We start from the raw sequence: 17,284 nt of genomic DNA on the forward strand, positions 1-17,284 counted from the left end.
GGGAAGAACACTCAAAGAAGCCCGGCGCGTGTCCGATTTGCCCGGTTGCTGCGTCGAGTGGCACACCAGTGAGGGGTTTTGTCTGGTTCCCCCGCCCTGGTGTGCCACTCGACGCAGCAACCGGGCAAATCGGACACGCGCCGGGCTTCTTTGAGTGTTCTTCCCCGGGCCGCTGCGCGCCCGAGCCTCGAGGGGGCTGGTGCCGCCACCGAGGTGGCCAACCCGGCCACCTCCTCTCCCTTCTCCAGGCGTCTTTTATCTTTTCGTCTTTACGACTTCATGGGTACGGATAGTTCGAGCGGCGAGACGGCCGGCTTTGAAGACGTAGTTCCGATCGGGGCGGTCGAGTAATGCGTCCGCGAGCCGATATGTCGACAGGACCACGAGGTCCGCGGCAGCTCCGACCCGGATTCCGTACCGATCAGCGATCCCGATGGTTCGTGCCGCCTCGGTCGTGGCCATCGCCAGCACCCGGTTCATGTCCTCTGGCCCCGATAAATGTGCGGTCTGAGCAAGGAACAACCCGACATCCAACATGTCCGCATTCCCATACGGCGTGAATGCATTCCGAATGTTGTTGGACGAGTACGCAGTCGTGATCCCCGCCTCCCACAGCTCCCGGATCGGCGCGATGCCCCGCCGTACGTTGGTGCTGTCCGATCGTCCGCCGAGGTGCATGTCGGTGGCGGGCAATGGCACCACGGAGATCCCGGCCGCAGCCAGTCGTTCGATTGTTCGCGCACGGTCGGCGGGTGCCCGCCCGGCCAGGGAAGTCATGTGGCCGAGGGTGACTCGGCCCTGGCGTCCGGTGCGTTCGGTGACCGCGGCGATGTAATCCGCCATGGCGTATCGCGGATCGCTGGCGTCGTCGGCGAAGTCGGCGTGGATGTCCAAGGGGACGTTGAACTCCGCTGCCAGGTCGAAGATCAGGTCGACGTGGCGGTGGCAGTCCTCGATGGTGCGTTCGTTGTAGGCGCAGCCGCCGAGGACATCGGCTCCCGCGTACAGGCTTTCGCGGAGGAGGTCGATGGTGCCGGGGGCTTGGAGGATGCCTTCCTGGGGAAAGGCGACGATCTGCAGGTCGAGGCGGTCGCGGTATTCCTCGCGGAGGTCGAGGAGGGCCGTTACGCCGCGCAGGCCGACGATCGGGTCGACGTCGGGGTGGGCTCGGATTGCGGTGGTGCCGTTGGTGATCGCCATGTCGAGAACTCGGCGGGCTCGGTCGCGGATGGCGGCTACGGTGAAGCCTCGTTTGAGTTCGGCGGTGACGCTGATGGCACCGGCCAGGGTGCCGTCGGGGTTGGATTTTTCGGCGTCGAGGAGGGCCTTGTCCAGGTGGACGTGAGATTCGATCAGGCCGGGAATGACTACGCGTCCGGCGCAGTCGATCTCCTCGGTGCCGGGTGTGGCGACCTTGGATCTGATCGCGGTGATGACGCCGTTGGTGATTGCGATGTCCACCAGTTCCGCGTTATCGGCGATCCGTGCGGCGCGCAGCACCAGGTCCACTGTTTGCGGTGGCTCCGGCGGTTCCGGTGACTCCGGGTCGACCGTCTCCGGCAACAAATCCGTCATGGCTACCTCCCCGACACGAAGTGATTCCGTTTGTATACGAGGGAGATGTTTCGTCGCCGGGCCGCGAATGCTGCGGCGATGTTACGAAGCTCGGGAGGCCGAACCTGACTGTTGCACAGCGTGTTCCGTTCGCTGCCGGAAGCGGTAGGCGGAGGCGGCGTGGGCGATGTGGGTGCTCACCACCTCGGCGGCGCGGTCGGGGTCGCCGGCTTCCAGGGCGGCGCAGATCTCTTCGTGTTCGCGCCAGGAGTCACCGGCGCGGCGGGGGAGTTCGACCGAGTAGACCCAGGCGATCTTCCAGCTCAGCTGCATGATCAGCTGTGTGAGCAGGGTTCTGCCCGAGGCTTCGGCGAGTACCTCGTGAAAGCGGCTGTTGAGGCGGGCCAGTTCGTCGAGGCGGCCGGCGCGGACGGCGTCCTGGCCGAGGGCGGTGAGTTCCTTGAGGCGGCCGAGTTGTTCGGGGGTGCGGCGGGCCGCGGCGCGGGAGGCGCACAACGGTTCCAGGCGGGCGCGGATTTCGAGCAGGTCGGCGGCTTCCTCCTCGGTGAGTTCCGCCACGAAGACTCCGGCGTACGGCCGTGACGAGGCGAAACCCTCGGCTTCCAGGGTGCGCAGGGCCTCGCGGACCGGGACCCGGGAGACCCCGTAGCTCTCCGCGAGCGCGTCCTCCGTCAGCCGTTGCCCGGGGGAGTACGCACCGCGAATGATGTCGTCACGAATGGCGCGACACAACTGTTGCGGTGTCATGCGCCCGGTGGTGCTGGTCACTGCTGCCTCATCTGCGGATCCGGGAAAGCGCGGGACTGGTTTGCATACGATCCATCGTGGCCTCGCCCGACGGGATGCCGCAAATCTACTGCACAGCCACCGCATTCGCGGGTCCGGCTGCGGCGCAACACCTTCAGGTCGCTGATCTGCGAGGGTTTGTATACGATGCGGCCATTCTGTCCGGAAGGATTTCATGGATCCCGCACATCTAGTGCTCTTGTTCGCCGCCGGTTTCGGGGCGGGCGTGTGCAATGCCATCGCCGGGGGCGGCAGTCTGCTGTCGTTTCCGGCCTTGCTCGCCACGGGCCTGCCGCCGGTGACGGCGACCGTCACCAACTCGGTGTCCGTCTGGCCCGGCTATCTCGGCGGGGCCGCCGCACTGCGCAAACGTCTCGATGAACATCGGCCGCTGGTACCGGGATTGGTGCTCACCGGCGTGGCGGGTGCGACCGGCGGCGTGATCGCGCTGCTGGCCGCGCCGCCCAAGGTGTTCGCGGCCCTGGTGCCGTACCTGATCCTGGCGGCCACCGCGCTGTTCGCGGCGCAGCCCGCGGTCTCGCGCAGGCTCGCGGCGCACGGCGGGGATTCGCGGCTGCGGTTGTTCGCGGGGGTGTTCCTCGGCGCGGCGTACGGCGCGTACTTCAACGGCGGCATGGGAATCGTGCTGCTGACCGCGCTGGCCCTGGGCATCGATGCCTCGATCACCCGGCTCAACGGGTTGAAAAGCCTGCTCACGCTCACGGTCTCGACCACGGCGGTGGTGGCGGTCGCGCTGTTCGGGCCGGTGCAATGGTGGGCGGTCGCGGTCCTGGCCCCGGCCTGCCTGCTCGGTGGCGTGGCGGGTGCGCGGCTGGCGGACCGGCTGCGGCCGGGTGTCTTCCGGGCCGTGGTGATCGTGTTCGGCGTCGGCGCCGGAACCGCGATGTTGCTGTCCTAGCTCTAGCTCTTCTCTCTGACAGGTGGTGTATCTCATGAACGATCTCTTGCTGCGCGGCGGACGGCCGTGGACTCCCGGAGCCCCGCTCGCGGTGGCCGACATCCTCATTCGTGACGGCCGCATCGCCGCCATCGGCTCCGACCTCACCGCCGATGGCGTCGATACCGTGGATCTGGCTGGTGCGCTGGTGCTTCCGGGCCTGGTCGACTCCCATTGCCACCTCGACAAGACCATGTTCGGCGGCCCCTGGGTGCCCAATACCGGCGGCCGTACCCTGTCCGGCCGGATCGCCAACGGCGAGGGCCGCCGCGACGAACTGGGACTGCCCAGCGCCGACTACGCGTCGAACCTGCTGGCGGCCATGGTCTCCGGCGGCACCGCGCACGTTCGCAGTCACATCGACATAGATCCCGAGGTGGGCCTGCGAGGTGTCGAGGCAGTCCGAGCGGCCGCGGCCCGGCATGCGGACCGAGTAGATGTGCAACTCGTGGCCTTCCCTCAAGGCGGCCTGCTGACGCGCCCCGGCACGGACAAACTCCTGGAGGCCGCGCTGGCCGACGGCGTCGAGGCGATCGGCGGACTGGATCCCGCTGGCTACGACGGTGATCCGGCCGGTCAGCTGGATCTGATCTTCGGTCTCGCCGAGAAGTACGGCGCGCGCATCGATATCCATCTGCACGACCGGGGCGCGCTCGGCGCTTGGCAGTACGACCTGATCGTGGCGCGCACCAAGGCGACCGGGCTCGCCGGGCGGGTGACCATCAGCCACGCGTATGCGATGGGCGAGCTCGCACCCGACGAGCAGCGACGGATCGCCGAAAGCCTTGCCGAGGCAGGTGTTTCGATGGTCACCTGTGCGGTAGGCGACGCACCTGTCGTCCCGATCCGGACCATGCACGCGGCCGGAGCTGGACTGGCACTCGGCAACGACGGCATCCGGGACTTGTGGACCCCCTACGGTGACGGCGACATGCTGCGCCGAATCATGCAGGTGGCCTTCCGGGATCGGCTGGTCGCGGACGAGGAGATCGAACTGGCCCTGGCCGCCGGAACCTACGGCGGCGCGTCGGTTCTCGGGATCGCCGACTACGGACTCGCGGTGGGCGCCAACGCCGACCTGTTCGCCGTGCACGCCGAGACACCCGCGGCCGCAGTCGTTTCCGTTCCGCCTCGCGAACTGGTCGTGAAGCGTGGCCGGGTGGTCGCTCGCGACGGCCGCTTGCTCGCCGACTGATCGTATACGAAACAAACGCGTAATCGCGCGGACCGCGTCCGGCAACGATCCGCCGATAGAACTGTGGACATGCGCACCACCGCTTCAAACGCCACCAAAGGCCAAGGCTCGGACGGACTTCCGGACGGGATCACGGACGGGAATGCAGTGGCCGCCGGGAGCGGCAATGTATACACCGGCGCCGTTGTCCCGAGTGAAACCGCCCTGGGCTTCCGCGATGTCGGACTGACCTTCGAGAACGGCACCCACGCGCTCGAGGGCATCGACATCACCATCCGGCCCGGCGAGTTCGTCTCCCTGGTCGGGCCCTCCGGGTGCGGTAAGTCCACGCTGCTGCGGCTGGCCGCCGGATTCGAGAAGCCCACCACCGGAACGGTTTCCGTCGCCACCGGCAAGGTCGGGTACGTGTTCCAGGAGGCGACCCTGCTGCCCTGGCGCTCGGTACTGCGCAATATCGAACTGCCCGCGGAACTCGCGGGCACCGACAAGGCGACCCGGCGGGCCGCGGCGCGGGAGGCGCTGGAGCTGGTCGGGCTGACCGGGTTCGAGAACCACAAGCCCGCACAGCTTTCCGGCGGCATGCGCATGCGCACCTCCATCGCACGGGCGCTGACCGGCGCACCGGAGCTGTTCCTCTTCGACGAGCCGTTCGGCGCGCTCGACGAGATCACCCGGCAGCGGCTCAACGAGGAGGTGAGCGGGCTCTACCGGCGTTCGGGATTCACCGGGGTGTTCGTCACGCACTCGGTGGCCGAGGCGGTGTTCATGTCCACCCGCGTGGTCGTGCTCACCGGTCGGCCGGGCCGGGTGTCGGCGGATATCGCGGTGCCGCTGGACTTTCCGCGCAAACCGGAATCGCGATACACGCCGGAGTTCGGGGCCATCGCGGCCGAGGTCTCGGCGGCACTGCACGACGCCGAACGCGGAACCGTACCGACCCGAGGGAGGGCCGCATGACCGCCGCCGCCATCAACAACGCCATCGCCGCGAGCGAAGGTCCCGGCGTGCCCGAAGTCTCCGACTCGACCGCGCGACCGCCGCGCACGCCGTGGAAACCCCGCTGGCCCTTCGCGATCGCCCCCATCCGCGTCTTCGCCCCCGCGCTGGTCTTCCTCCTGGTCATGGCCGCCTGGACGATCGCCAGCCACTTCCTCATCCCGCAGGAATCCCGATTCCTGCTCCCGCCACCGGAATCGGTGATCTCCAAGGGTCTGCTCGACGCCGCCACCCGCACCGAGATCCTCTCGGCGCTCGGTGCGACCGTGCAGATCGCACTCGTCGGCCTCACCATCGCCATCATCGCCGGCGTCGCGTTCGCGGTGATCATGAGCCAGGCTCGCTGGGCGGAATACTCCCTCTACCCGTATGCCGTGATCCTGCAGACGATTCCGGTGCTGGCCGTGGTCCCGCTGTTCGGCTTCTGGTTCGGCTACGAGTTCGGCAGCCGCGTCATCGTATGCGTCATGGTGTCGCTGTTCCCGGTCATCACCAACACCCTGTTCGGCCTCAAATCCGTGCAGGCCTCCGAACACGACCTGTTCACGCTGCACGGCGCGAACCGCTGGCAGCGCCTGGTGAAACTGCAGCTGCCCGCGGCGCTTCCGGCCATGATCTCCGGCTTCAAGATCTCGGCGGGTATGGCCGTGATCGGCTCCATCGTCGCCGACTTCTTCTTCCGGCAGGGCGAGCCCGGCATCGGCCGCATGATCGATGTCTACCGCCAGCGCCTCGCCACCGAGGAACTGCTCACCGCCCTGCTGCTGTCCTCACTGGTCGGCCTGATCCTGTTCTGGATCTTCGACTTCCTCGCCGGCCGGGTCGATCGCGCCCACGGCAAGCGTGCCGACCGGTAGCCGAACCCCCTCTCTCGCAGTCTGTTTCAACTCTCTAGGAACTCCCGTGAACAAACGTGTCCTCGCTGCTGCCGCCGTCACCGGCAGCGTCCTGCTCACCGCCGCCTGCGGTGGCGGCGCCTCCACCCCGAAGCCCACCGGGCAGGGTGCGCTGGCCGGTATCTGTCCCGCCACCGTCGTCATCCAGACGGATTGGTACGCCACCCCGGAGCGGGCGGCCGCCTATCAGCTGGTCGGCCCGAACGGCACCGTCGATGTGAAGAAGGGCGCGTACAGCGGCCCGCTCGGCGATACCGGCGTGAATGTCGAAGTGCGCCTGGGTGGTCCGTTCCTCGGCGGTCAGCCGGTGCCCGCGCAGATGTACCAGGACAACTCGATCACCCTCGGCCTGGTGCCGACCGACGAGCAGGTGCGCGCCAAGGCCAAGTTCCCGCTCACCGGCGTGTTCGCCTCGCTCGAGAAGAACCCGCAGATCGTCATGTGGGATCCGGCCTCCTACACGGTCAATTCGTGGAAGGACGTGGCCGCCACCAATGCCCCGATCCTGTACTCCGAGGGCAAGATCTACATGGACTACCTGGTCGCTGACGGGGATGTGAAGAAGGAACAGCTCGACGCCTCCTACGACGGCACTCCCAGCCGCTTCGTCGCCGAACACGGCCGCGTCATGCAGCAGGGCTACGTCTCCAATGAGCCCTACCGCTGGGAACACGATGTGAAGGGCTGGCAGAAGCCCACCGGCCACCTGCTGGTCGCCGACGCCGGCTACGAGAGCTACCCGCACGCCTGGTCGATCCGCAGCGGTGAACTCGACAAGCTGCGCCCCTGCCTGCAGAAGCTCGTCCCCATGCTGCAGCAGGCCGAAATCGACTACGTCACCAACCCCGAACCCACCAACCAGGCCCTGCTGCGCATCGCCCAGACCATCCCCGACGGCCCGCCCATCTCCGCCGCAGGCAACACCAGTTCGGTTGCGGTGCAATTGAAGGAGAAGATCGTCGGCAACGGGCCCGACGCCACCCTGGGCAACTTCGACCCCGACCGCGTCGCCCGCGCCATCGCCCAGGTGACCCCGCTGCTGAAGGCCCGCGGCCAGCAGGTCCCCGACAACCTCGCCCCGACCGACCTGGTTACCAACGAATTCATCGATCCCGCAAAGGGTCTCAAGCAGCAGGGCTAGGCGCGGGTGTCTCGTGCCGGTCGCGTATAGCGGTGCTTGACGCCGAGCGGGAAATACCCCGGATCGCCGTGCGGGAGCAGGACGATCCGGGGGCGCTGGCGTTCTAGCGGCACATAATGCGCGAATTCGCTGTTGAGCCGCCGCAATTCGGTGCGCACCGACTCCGCGATCCGGTCGTCGAGATCGTCGGGCGGAGTGGCCGCGGGTGCGAGTTCGACGGTCACCCGCAGGGCGCGGTCCCGGTCGTCGGTCTCCAGCACCTCGAGCACGAACTTGCCCGTGATGTGATCGCTGATGCCGGGCTGTTCCAATCCGACGGTGATGTTCTCCGGATACACGTTCGCGCCGTAGCAGGACACCGTGAAGTGACTGCGGCCGAACACGAATACGAACGGCTGCTCGAATCCGGGTACCGAGGGCCGCAGGTCGTGGGCGGCAAGGAAGTCCAGCATGCGCCGGTAGGGGATGAGGCCGCCCTCATCGGCGATGTGGTAGCGGATCAAGGGAACTCCGCTGTCACCGGAGACCACGAGCGTGCCGTCGATGTGCTCGAAGTAGCGATGGTAGGGATCGTACTGGGCCAGGGTCGGCAGTCTGGATTCGCCGAAGAGCGCGTGCGCGACCTCGGGACGGGCGGCCAGCATCCGCCTGATCTCCACCGACAGCGGCGTCTCATTGGCCAGCACCCCGCCATCGGCCGTGCCGTACAGCGAGGCGATGGCGGTGCCCGGGTCGATGTCTCCGGCCCGCCGCGCGACCAGCGTTCGCCATTCCTCGCTGAAAACCTCACCGGCGGTAACGAGCTTGATGGCATAGTCCGCCCACGGCACGCCCTCGGCGCGGCCGGTGTCGATCACGTCCTTGAGGAACGGCGGATATCCCAACAGGACCACCTGATCGAAATGCGGTGCGAGCGTGCGGATCACCCGCAGAATCTCGGTCTTGTCGTTGCCCGGGGCAACCGCCGTCACCGGATAGCCGCGTGTGGCGAGCTCCCGCACGCACCCGAGGGTGAACAGCCCACCCACCCACGTCCCGAGCGCGAAACACACCACCGCCAGCGTTTTCCGCTCATCGGCGCGGAACGCGTCCCGGAAGATCTGCTCGAACCGCGCCGCCGTCCGCCGCTCGTCCGCCACCGACCGGGGCCACGGTGTCGGTTCCCCGGTGGACCCCGACGACATGGCGATCACATCCCCGATCCGCCCGTCCCGGCACAACTCCGGCAGCGGATACCGCCGCAGATAACCGGGCTTGTCCACCAGCGGCAGCTTGGTGAAATCCGCGAACGAGACGATCGACGCGGCATCGATACCGTGCTCGCCCAGGAATTTCCGATACGCGGGCACCGTCGTCGCCGTCCGCTCGAACAGCCCGACGACCGCTTCCTCCGGTGTCAGCGCCATGGCCACTCCTCACATACGTTCCCCCGGAAGTAGTAAAGGCGATCCGGGCGCCGTGCGCAGCTAGTGCGGGGTCACCTCGGACCTTTCGAGCTGGTGCACCACCAGGTCGAGGAAGGCGTCGACCTCGTCGCGGTGATAGGCCGGGACGCCGTCGGGCGCGAGATGAAAGGTGATGTCCTGAATGTCCCTGGCGGTCAGCCCGTTCGGGCCGTGATGGGCCAGGGTGGCGGCGAGACGGTCGAGGAACGCGCCGACCTCGTCGGCCACGTAGCCGGGGAACCCGTAAGGGGGCGCGGAGAATTGGATGCGCAGGACATCGTCCGGGGTGAGGGGTTCGTGGGTGCGGCCCGCCGGCAATCGGCTGCGGCCCCGGCGTAGGTACTCCAGTTCGACGCATAAGTGGTCGAGGAAGTCGTCGACCTGCTCGATGTCGTAGCCGCGGCGGCCCGGCGGGGGAGCGTCGAATTCCACCAGGCGGATATCGGCGACGGTGAGGTGGTCGCGGCCGAGCATGGTGTCGGCGATGCGCGCGCAGAAGGCGTCCACCTGCTCGGGATGGTAGCCGGGATGCCCGAACGGCGCTTGACCGAAGCGGGTGCGGCGGACGTCGTCGGGGGTCACCGCGTCATTGTGCCAATGGGCTCATGTCCGAATTACTTCCGCCCCTTGCGGATCCGGCCGCATCGGACAAACGGGTCTGTATCTAATGCTTACGCACCCCGTCGATGAGCAGATGCCGGATGGCATGGCTCAGATCGTCGACCGCCCGCGCATCGGGATTGCGGATCCCGTGCAGGATCGCGGCCAGCAGCATGCCCGTCACCGCCCGCGCGGTATTCACCGTATCGAGATCCGCACGCAGATAACCCCGTTCGACCCCGTGCTCGAGATACCCGGCCGTCAGCGCGTCCGCGGTGTCCAGCAGCCCGTACAACCGCATGGTCAGCTCGGTGTCGATCCCGGTGGCCTGGAACAGCAGCATCTGCGCCACCCGCTGATCCTCGAGGAAGATCCGGTTCAGCGCGTCGCCGATCCGGTCCACCTGCGCCCGGTACTCCTCCAGGCTGTCGGCCGCGTCCGGCGCGTTGTCGGTGCCCAGCGATTCGATGATGCGCGCGGCCAGATCGTCGATGACGTGGTCGATGATGTCGCGCTTGTTCTCGAAGTACCGGTAGAACGTCCCGTGCCCGATACCCAGCTCGCCGGCGATATCGGCGATGCCGGTGGCGTGATAGCCCTTCTCGGCGAAACACGCGAACGCGGTGTCGATGATCTCCTGCCGGAGCTCGGCCTTGCGGCGTTCGATTCTCGAGGATGGCTTCGTCACAGGCCCGATGATACGGTGATCACAAACGGAATGAGATGTCATTCCGTGACGTGTGCATCACTTCAGTGGTGAAGAGACTCTCTGCAGGAGGTTCGGCGTGGCACCTCAGTACGACGCCATCGTGGTCGGTGCCGGTTTCGGCGGAATGGGCGCGGGCATCGAGCTGGATCGGCTCGGCCTGAGCAATTTCGTCATCCTCGAGCGCGAGGACGATCTGGGCGGCACCTGGCATGTGAACCACTACCCGGGCCTGGCGGTGGATATCGCCTCGGTCACCTACTCCTACTCCTTCGAGCCCAACCCGTACTGGTCGCGGCTGTTCGCGCCGGGTTCGGAGCTGAAGAAGTACGCCGAGCACGTCGCCGACAAATACGATCTGCGCCGCCGCATGCGGTTCAACACCGTGGTCGGCGGCGCGCGCTGGGACGAGGAGCAGCAGCTCTGGGTGGTCGCCATCGAGGGTGGCGAATCCCTGACCGCGCGCTACCTGATGACCGCCACCGGCTTCCTGTCGCAGCCCTACACCCCGCCGTTCCCGGGCATCGATACCTTCGCGGGCAAGATCATTCACACCACCGCCTGGGACAACGACTTCGACCTCACCGGTAAGAAAGCCGCCATCATCGGCACCGGCGCGACCGCCGTGCAGCTGATTCCCGAGGTCGCCAAGAAGGCACGGGCGCTCACCGTCTTCCAGCGCACCCCGATCTGGGTGGTGCCCAAGTTCGACACCGCGATCCCGCCTGCCGTCCAGAAGCTGTTCGCACGAGTCCCGTTGACGCAGAAGGCCGCCCGCCTAGCCAATACCTCCCTGCTGGAGGCGCTCATGGTGGTCGGCGTGCTGCATTTCAAGCAGGCCAAGCCGCTGAACAAGGCCGCGGGGATTCTCGCCAAGGCGCATCTGCGGAACTCGGTGCGCGACAAGGAGACCCGCAAGAAGCTGACCCCGGACTACGATTTCGGCTGCAAGCGGCCCACCTTCTCGAACACCTACTTCACGACGTTCAACGAGGACCATGTCCGCCTGGAGACCAACTCCATCGATCACATCGAACCCGACGGCATCGTCACCGCCGACGGCCACAAGACCGAGATCGACACCTTGATCCTGGCCACCGGCTTCAACCTGTGGGACGTCAATTTCCCCGCCATCGAGATCATCGGCCGCGAGGGCCGCAATCTCGGAAAGTTCTGGCGCGACAACCGCTTCCAGGCCTACGAGGGCATCACCGTGCCGAAGTTCCCCAACTTCATCAGCCTCAACAGCCCCTACTCCTACAGCGGCCTGTCCTACTTCACCACCATCGAGGCGCAGATGAAGCACATGGCGCGCCTGTTCGGTGAGATGTTCCGCCGCGGCGAGCGGGTCTTCGAGGTGACCGAGGAGGCCAATGCCGAATTCCTCGACCGCGTCACCGAGAAGCTCGGCGCGTCGGTGTTCTACGGCGGCCAGTGCGCGACCGCCCGCAGCTACTACTTCAACCAGCACGGCGAGGCCGCGCTGCTGCGTCCGACCAGTACCCTGAACGCCCATCGCGAGGCGGCCAACTTCCCGCTCGACGACTACTCCTATGGAGTCCAGTCCGCCTGAGTGGGACTGCGCGGTCGGCATAGTCGGCGGCCGACCGCGCAGCCCGGCTGGATTGCACGTGCCTGTCGGGGAACCAGGGCCGGATTATCGGAATGAATCAGCCCTGCGCGAAACGCATGCGATTCGATTACAGGTCGGCGCGCCGCTTCTCAGGGTGTACTGGCAGACTGTGTGGGAAACGCACCCATCCGACCATTGACTAGGGGCTGACTTCGACGATGGACCTTCTGCTGCCGCTGCTGCTGGTTGCTCTGCTCATCCCGATGTTCCTCGGTGTCCGCCGCCAGAAGCGGGAGATGGCCAAGGTGACGGATATGCAGAACGATCTGAAGGTCGGCGACCGCGTCGTCACCACGTCGGGGCTGTTCGGCACCGTGGTCGAACTCGATGACACCACCGTCGATCTGGAGATCGCCGAGGAGATCGTCACCACCTGGCTGCGGCAGTCGATCCGCGAGGTGCGCACCGACGATGACGCGCAGACCGACGGCGACACCACCGAAGAGACCTCGGCCGATGCCGTCGAGACCGTCGAGGCCGGTTCCGACAATCACGTCGAAGCCGCCGATGACGCGCCGAAGCTGACCAAGGACTGATACACCCCGCGCCATCGGCCGCCTGAGTTTCCCGGCGGCCGATGGCGCTGCGGTGTGTACCCCACACTCGTTCCACCCCATTCCGCCTAGGAGATACGAAACGTGCCACCTTCCCAGGGATCGGTGCAGCATCCGCTGCGCCTGCTCGCCGTTTTCGGCGTGCTGGTGGCGGCGATCTACGCGCTGGTGTTCTTCACCGGCGACAAATCGCCCACCCCGAGACTCGGCATCGACCTGCAGGGCGGTACCCGCGTCACGCTGACGCCGCGCACGCCCGACGGTGGCAAGCCCAGCAAGGAGAGCCTGAAGAAGGCTCAGAACATCATCGAGGACCGCGTCAACGGTCTGGGTGTGGCCGGTTCCGAGGTCACCATCGACGGTGACAACCTGGTCATCACGGTGCCGGGAGACGATGGCGGACAGGCCCGTTCGCTCGCCACCACGGCCAAGCTCTACATCCGTCCGGTGGTGACCTCGCTGCCCGCGCAGAAGGGCGGGCAGCAACAGCAGCCCCCGGCCGCGCAGCCGACCACCCCGCCGACCGATGCGGCACAGCCGACCACTACTCCGGCCGCGCCGACCACCGAGACTCCGGCGCCGACCACCGAGGCCCCGCAGAACCGGGTGTTCCCGGCACAGGAGCCCTCGGTTCCGCCGACCACTCCGGGCGGCAAGCTGACTCCGCAGCAGCAGACGCAGAAGGAGATCGCCGACGCGAAAGCGTTGCGGCAGAGCACCGATCAGGAGACTCAGCAGAAGGCGATGCTGAGCCTGGACTGCTCCAAGCCCGACCCGCTCGCCGGTAACGACGACCCGAACCTGCCGCTGGTCACCTGCTCCACCGACGGCAGCACCGTCTACCTGCTGGACAAGAGCGCGCTCGACGGCCAGGAGATCAAGAACGCCACCGCCACCTACGACTCCAAGCAGGGTCAGGGCTGGGTCGTGGACGTGGAATTCAAGTCCGGCGGCTCCGACACCTGGGGCAAGCTGACCACCCAGTACCAGGGCAAGCAGCTCGCCTTCGCGCTCGATTCGCGCGTGGTGAGCGCCCCGCAGGTGATCACCGGCGGCCAGTACGGCGGCAGCACCCAGATCTCCGGCAAGTTCAGCTCCACCACCGCCAAGGAATTGGCCAACACCCTCAAGTACGGCTCGCTGCCGCTGTCGTTCGGCACCTCCGAGGCCGAGACGGTATCGGCGACCCTGGGCCTGTCCTCGCTGCGCGCGGGTCTGATCGCGGGTGCGGTCGGCCTGGCCGTGGTGCTGCTCTACTGCCTGATCTACTACCGCATGCTCGGCCTCATCACCGGGTTGTCGCTGGTGTCCTCGGGTTTCGCGGTCTACGGCATCATGGTGCTGCTCGGCCGCTGGATCGGATTCACCCTGGACCTGGCGGGTATCGCCGGTCTGATCATCGGTATCGGTACGACAGCCGACTCGTTCGTGGTGTTCTTCGAACGCATCAAGGATCAGATGCGCGAGGGCCGCAGCTTCCGTTCGGCGGTGCCGCGCGGCTGGACCCACGCCCGCAAGACCATCCTCTCGGGTAACGCGGTCAGCTTCATCGCCGCAGCGATCCTGTACTGGCTGTCGGTCGGCCAGGTGAAGGGCTTCGCCTTCACCCTCGGCCTGACCACCATCCTCGACGTGGTGGTGGTGTTCCTGGTGACCTACCCGCTGGTCCTGCTGGCCTCGCGAACCGCGTTCTGGCAGAAGCCTTCCGTGAACGGTCTGGGCGCGATCCAGGAATACGCGCAGGAGCGCAAGGCGGCTGGGCTGGCGACGGCCGGGAAGGCGTGAACGAGATGACGAACCGAATCGACGACGCTGCGCCGGAAGACTTCTCGCCCGAGCAGGAGCAGCAGCGGCTGCCGCAGCACAGCTTCTTCTACCGGCTCTACACCGGTACCGGCGCGCTCGATGTGATCGGGCACCGCAAGCGCTGGTACGCCATCACCGGCGCCATCGTGGCCATCGCGATCGTCTCGATGATCGTGCGCGGCTTCACCTTCGGCATCGACTTCGAGGGCGGCTCGCGGGTGCAGTTCCCCGCCGAGGGCGTGAGCACCTCGAAGACCGAGGAGGTCTACCGCTCGGCGCTGGGCCACGACCCGGTGTCGGTGCAGACCGTGGGTGTGGGCGGCAATGCCACCATCCTGATCCGCTCCGACGCGCTGAATACCGATCAGGTGTCCAAGCTGCAGGGCGCGCTGTTCGAGGCCTTCCATCCGAAGGACAAGGACGGCAAGGCCGATCCCGCGGCCATCAGCTTCTCCGATGTGAGTGAGACCTGGGGCGGCGAGATCACCAAGAAGGCGCTGTGGGCGCTGGCGGCGTTCCTGTTGGCGGTGACGCTCTACATCACCATCCGCTACGAGCGCGATATGGCGCTGGCGGCATTGGCCGCCTTGGGATTCGACCTCAGTGTCACCGCGGGCGTGTACTCGCTCATCGGTTTCGAGGTGACGCCCGCGACCGTGATCGGCATGCTGACGATTCTGGGCTTCTCGCTCTACGACTCGGTCATCGTGTTCGACAAGGTGGAGGAGAACACCAAGGGCATCCTGCACGTCACCCGGCGCACCTACGCCGAGCAGGCCAACCTGGCGCTGAACCAGACCATCATGCGCTCGATCAACACCAGCCTCATCGGCATCCTGCCGGTGCTGGGCCTGCTGGTGATCGCGGTGTGGATGCTGGGCGTCGGCACGCTCAAGGACCTGGCGCTGGTGCAGCTGGTGGGTCTGATCGTGGGCACCTACTCGTCCATCTTCTTCGCCACCCCGCTGCTGGTGTCGATCAAGGAACGCTTCGGTCCGGTGGCCGCGCACACCAAGAAGGTGCTGGCCAAGCGTTCGGGTGCGGGCAGGGCGCGGGTCGGCTCGGCCGCCGCGTCGCGCGCCGGGGCCGCAACCCGCGGTTCCGATCTGGTGACCAATGGCGTTGCGCGCGACCACGGTCCGCGCAGCCAAGCCACCGGGGCGCCGCGTCCCGGTGCCCGGCCGAGTGGGAAACGACAGAAGCGACGGCACTGACAGCGGGGGGATCGCGACGGTGAAGCACGACCATAGGGCTGTATCCATTTCAACCCCGGTATCCAAGTCGACGGCGGTGCGCCGGACCGCGGTCGCGCTGGTGGCGGGAGCCCTCGCCGCCGGCGCGCTGGCCGGATGTTCCTCCAAGAACCAGGTGCCCTCCATCGGGTACGGCGTGGACGCGGTCATCGCCAGCTACAACGGCTCCAGCACCCTCGGCGCGAACAGCGGTGCGGCCGCGGTGTTCTCGCGGGTGCTGACCGGGTTCTTCTACACCGGCCCGGACGGGCAGCCGGTGGCCGATACCGACACCGGCACCGCGAAAGAGGTGCCGGGCGAGACGCAGACCATCCAGTACCGGCTCAATCCGGAGGGCACCTACTCCGACGGGATCGCCACTTCCTGTGACGATCTGGTGCTGACCTGGGCGGCGCGCAGCGGCCGGTTCACCAAAGCCGGTCCGGGCGGGCCGATTCCGATGTTCGACGCCGCGGGCACCGACGGCTACCGCGATATCGAGCGGGTCGACTGCCAGCCCGGATCCAAGGACGCCACCGTGGTGTTCCGGCCCGGCAAGCACTATTCGGCGTGGAAGGCGCTGTTCAACGCCGCCGAGATGATGCCCGCGCACGTGATCGCCACCCAGGTGAAGATCCCGAACGTGGTGACCCCGGTGCAGACCGGTGATCAGCCCACGCTCGAGCGCATGGCCGACTTCTGGAACAACGGCTGGAAGCTCACCCCCGGCAAGCTGGACCTGACGGTGCTGCCCTCCTCGGGCCCGTACCGGATCGACTCCTTCGGCGACAAGGACGGTCTGGTGCTGGTGAAGAACGAGAAGTGGTGGGGCAATCAGCCCCGCACGCCGCGGATCGTGGTGTGGGACCGGCATTCCGATCTGAAGTCGAAGGTGGCCGACAAGTCCGTCGGCGTGCTCGACGTGGGCGCGGGCTCGCTCGGCGATGTCAGCCTGGGCGGATTCCACAAGCAGAACCTGCCCGGCCGCGGGGTCGAGCAGCTGGTGCTGGCCACCGGCGGCGTCTTCGATTCGGCCGGTGCGCGCCGGGCGTTCGCGTCGTGCGTGCCGCGCCAGGCGCTGTTCGACAAGTTCGGGCATCCGGACTACGACGTCAAGCTCGGGCTCGGCGCGGGACTGCTGAATTCGCGGACCGTGCAACAGGATTCGATCTACTACCCGTCCATCGCGGGTGCGGGCGACAAGTACAAGGGCGGTGGCGACGCGTCGCCGGCCGCCGCGGGCCCGCTGGCCAACCAGACAGTGCGCATCGGCTACGTGAAGCCCGACGAGCGGCGCGCGGCCATGGTCGCCGCCATCGCCGCCGCCTGCAAACCCGCGGGCATCACCGTGATCGACGCGGGCGCACCGGATTTCACCGCCGCGCAGCTCACCGAGGGCAAGGTGGACGCCATCCTGGGCGGCACCGCGGGCATGCCGGGACCCTCCGGCACCCTGGCCGCGACCGATGCCATCGCCGCGCTGCGCACCGGTGCGGGCCTGAATTTCGGCCGCTTCGGCAACGGCCGCTACGATGCCATCGCGGATCAGCTTGCCGCCGAGGACAACTCGGGCGTCGTGCTGAACCTGCTGACCGAGCAGGAGAACCTGCTCTGGAGCGAGATGCCCTCGATTCCGCTGTTCGCCGGACCCCGCACCGTCGCGTTCGGGGACGGCATGGAGAACGGAATCGCCAGCCCCACCCGGGCGGGCGCGGGCTGGAACATGGATCGCTGGGTGCTGAAACGGTGAACGCCCGCACG

The 17,284-nt window shown here is 67.2% G+C and carries 15 protein-coding genes; 10 read left to right on the forward strand and 5 right to left on the reverse strand.

Going from position 1 to position 17,284, the window contains the following annotated elements:
- Positions 1-255: 255 nt before the first annotated feature.
- Positions 256-1,509: an amidohydrolase family protein gene (locus ACAM49_RS08975; protein ID WP_369634989.1), complete on the reverse strand. Its 1,254-nt coding sequence runs from the start codon at positions 1,507-1,509 to the stop codon at positions 256-258.
- Positions 1,510-1,656: 147 nt separating this feature from the next.
- Positions 1,657-2,343, reverse strand: coding sequence for a GntR family transcriptional regulator (locus tag ACAM49_RS08980; protein WP_369634990.1), 687 nt, complete (start codon positions 2,341-2,343; stop codon positions 1,657-1,659).
- Positions 2,344-2,536: 193 nt separating this feature from the next.
- Here ACAM49_RS08980 and ACAM49_RS08985 point away from each other — a divergent pair, with 193 nt between their 5' ends.
- The 5 genes from ACAM49_RS08985 to ACAM49_RS09005 all read left to right on the forward strand — a co-directional run bounded on the left by ACAM49_RS08985 (position 2,537) and on the right by ACAM49_RS09005 (position 7,547).
- On the forward strand, positions 2,537-3,280 hold the full coding sequence (locus tag ACAM49_RS08985; RefSeq protein ID WP_369634991.1) for a sulfite exporter TauE/SafE family protein: 744 nt from the start codon (positions 2,537-2,539) through the stop codon (positions 3,278-3,280).
- Positions 3,281-3,314: 34 nt separating this feature from the next.
- Positions 3,315-4,514, forward strand: coding sequence for an amidohydrolase (locus ACAM49_RS08990; RefSeq protein WP_369634992.1), 1,200 nt, complete (start codon positions 3,315-3,317; stop codon positions 4,512-4,514).
- 69 nt (positions 4,515-4,583) lie between these two features.
- Entirely contained in the window at positions 4,584-5,471 is an 888-nt protein-coding gene (locus ACAM49_RS08995) for an ABC transporter ATP-binding protein (protein WP_369634993.1), read from the forward strand.
- Positions 5,468-6,367, forward strand: coding sequence for an ABC transporter permease (locus tag ACAM49_RS09000; RefSeq protein ID WP_369634994.1), 900 nt, complete (start codon positions 5,468-5,470; stop codon positions 6,365-6,367). The genes ACAM49_RS08995 and ACAM49_RS09000 overlap by 4 nt, the downstream gene beginning before the upstream one ends.
- Before the next feature lie 46 nt (positions 6,368-6,413).
- Positions 6,414-7,547 carry an ABC transporter substrate-binding protein gene (locus ACAM49_RS09005; protein WP_369634995.1) on the forward strand — a complete coding sequence of 378 codons (1,134 nt, stop codon included), beginning with the start codon at positions 6,414-6,416 and terminating at the stop codon, positions 7,545-7,547.
- Here the strand turns inward: ACAM49_RS09005 and ACAM49_RS09010 are convergent.
- The 3 genes from ACAM49_RS09010 to ACAM49_RS09020 form a co-directional block, all read right to left on the reverse strand.
- Positions 7,544-8,953: a phenylacetate--CoA ligase family protein gene (locus tag ACAM49_RS09010; RefSeq protein ID WP_369634996.1), complete on the reverse strand. Its 1,410-nt coding sequence runs from the start codon at positions 8,951-8,953 to the stop codon at positions 7,544-7,546. The two genes, ACAM49_RS09005 and ACAM49_RS09010, sit on opposite strands and share 4 nt — an antisense overlap.
- A 60-nt stretch (positions 8,954-9,013) precedes the next feature.
- Positions 9,014-9,574 (reverse strand): DivIVA domain-containing protein, encoded by a 561-nt coding sequence (locus tag ACAM49_RS09015; protein ID WP_369634997.1) that lies wholly within the window; start codon positions 9,572-9,574, stop codon positions 9,014-9,016.
- 82 nt (positions 9,575-9,656) lie between these two features.
- Entirely contained in the window at positions 9,657-10,322 is a 666-nt protein-coding gene (locus ACAM49_RS09020; RefSeq protein WP_369634998.1) for a TetR/AcrR family transcriptional regulator, read from the reverse strand.
- A 55-nt stretch (positions 10,323-10,377) separates the two neighbouring features.
- On the opposite strand from ACAM49_RS09020, the gene ACAM49_RS09025 reads away from it, so the two are divergent.
- The 5 genes from ACAM49_RS09025 (at position 10,378) to ACAM49_RS09045 (ending at position 17,273) form a co-directional block, all read left to right on the forward strand.
- Positions 10,378-11,871 (forward strand): flavin-containing monooxygenase, encoded by a 1,494-nt coding sequence (locus tag ACAM49_RS09025; protein ID WP_369634999.1) that lies wholly within the window; start codon positions 10,378-10,380, stop codon positions 11,869-11,871.
- A 218-nt stretch (positions 11,872-12,089) separates the two neighbouring features.
- On the forward strand, positions 12,090-12,467 hold the full coding sequence (gene yajC, locus ACAM49_RS09030) for a preprotein translocase subunit YajC (protein WP_369635000.1): 378 nt from the start codon (positions 12,090-12,092) through the stop codon (positions 12,465-12,467).
- A gap of 102 nt (positions 12,468-12,569) precedes the next feature.
- On the forward strand, positions 12,570-14,270 hold the full coding sequence (gene secD / locus ACAM49_RS09035) for a protein translocase subunit SecD (RefSeq protein WP_369635001.1): 1,701 nt from the start codon (positions 12,570-12,572) through the stop codon (positions 14,268-14,270).
- Positions 14,271-14,275: 5 nt separating this feature from the next.
- Positions 14,276-15,505 (forward strand): protein translocase subunit SecF, encoded by a 1,230-nt coding sequence (secF, locus tag ACAM49_RS09040; protein ID WP_369635002.1) that lies wholly within the window; start codon positions 14,276-14,278, stop codon positions 15,503-15,505.
- Between the two features lie 76 nt (positions 15,506-15,581).
- A complete protein-coding gene (locus tag ACAM49_RS09045; RefSeq protein WP_369635003.1) occupies positions 15,582-17,273 on the forward strand; it encodes an ABC transporter substrate-binding protein in 1,692 nt (563 codons plus the stop codon).
- Positions 17,274-17,284: the final 11 nt, after the last annotated feature.

The organism is Nocardia sp. JMUB6875 (assembly GCF_041154655.1).
Lineage (GTDB): Bacteria > Actinomycetota > Actinomycetes > Mycobacteriales > Mycobacteriaceae > Nocardia.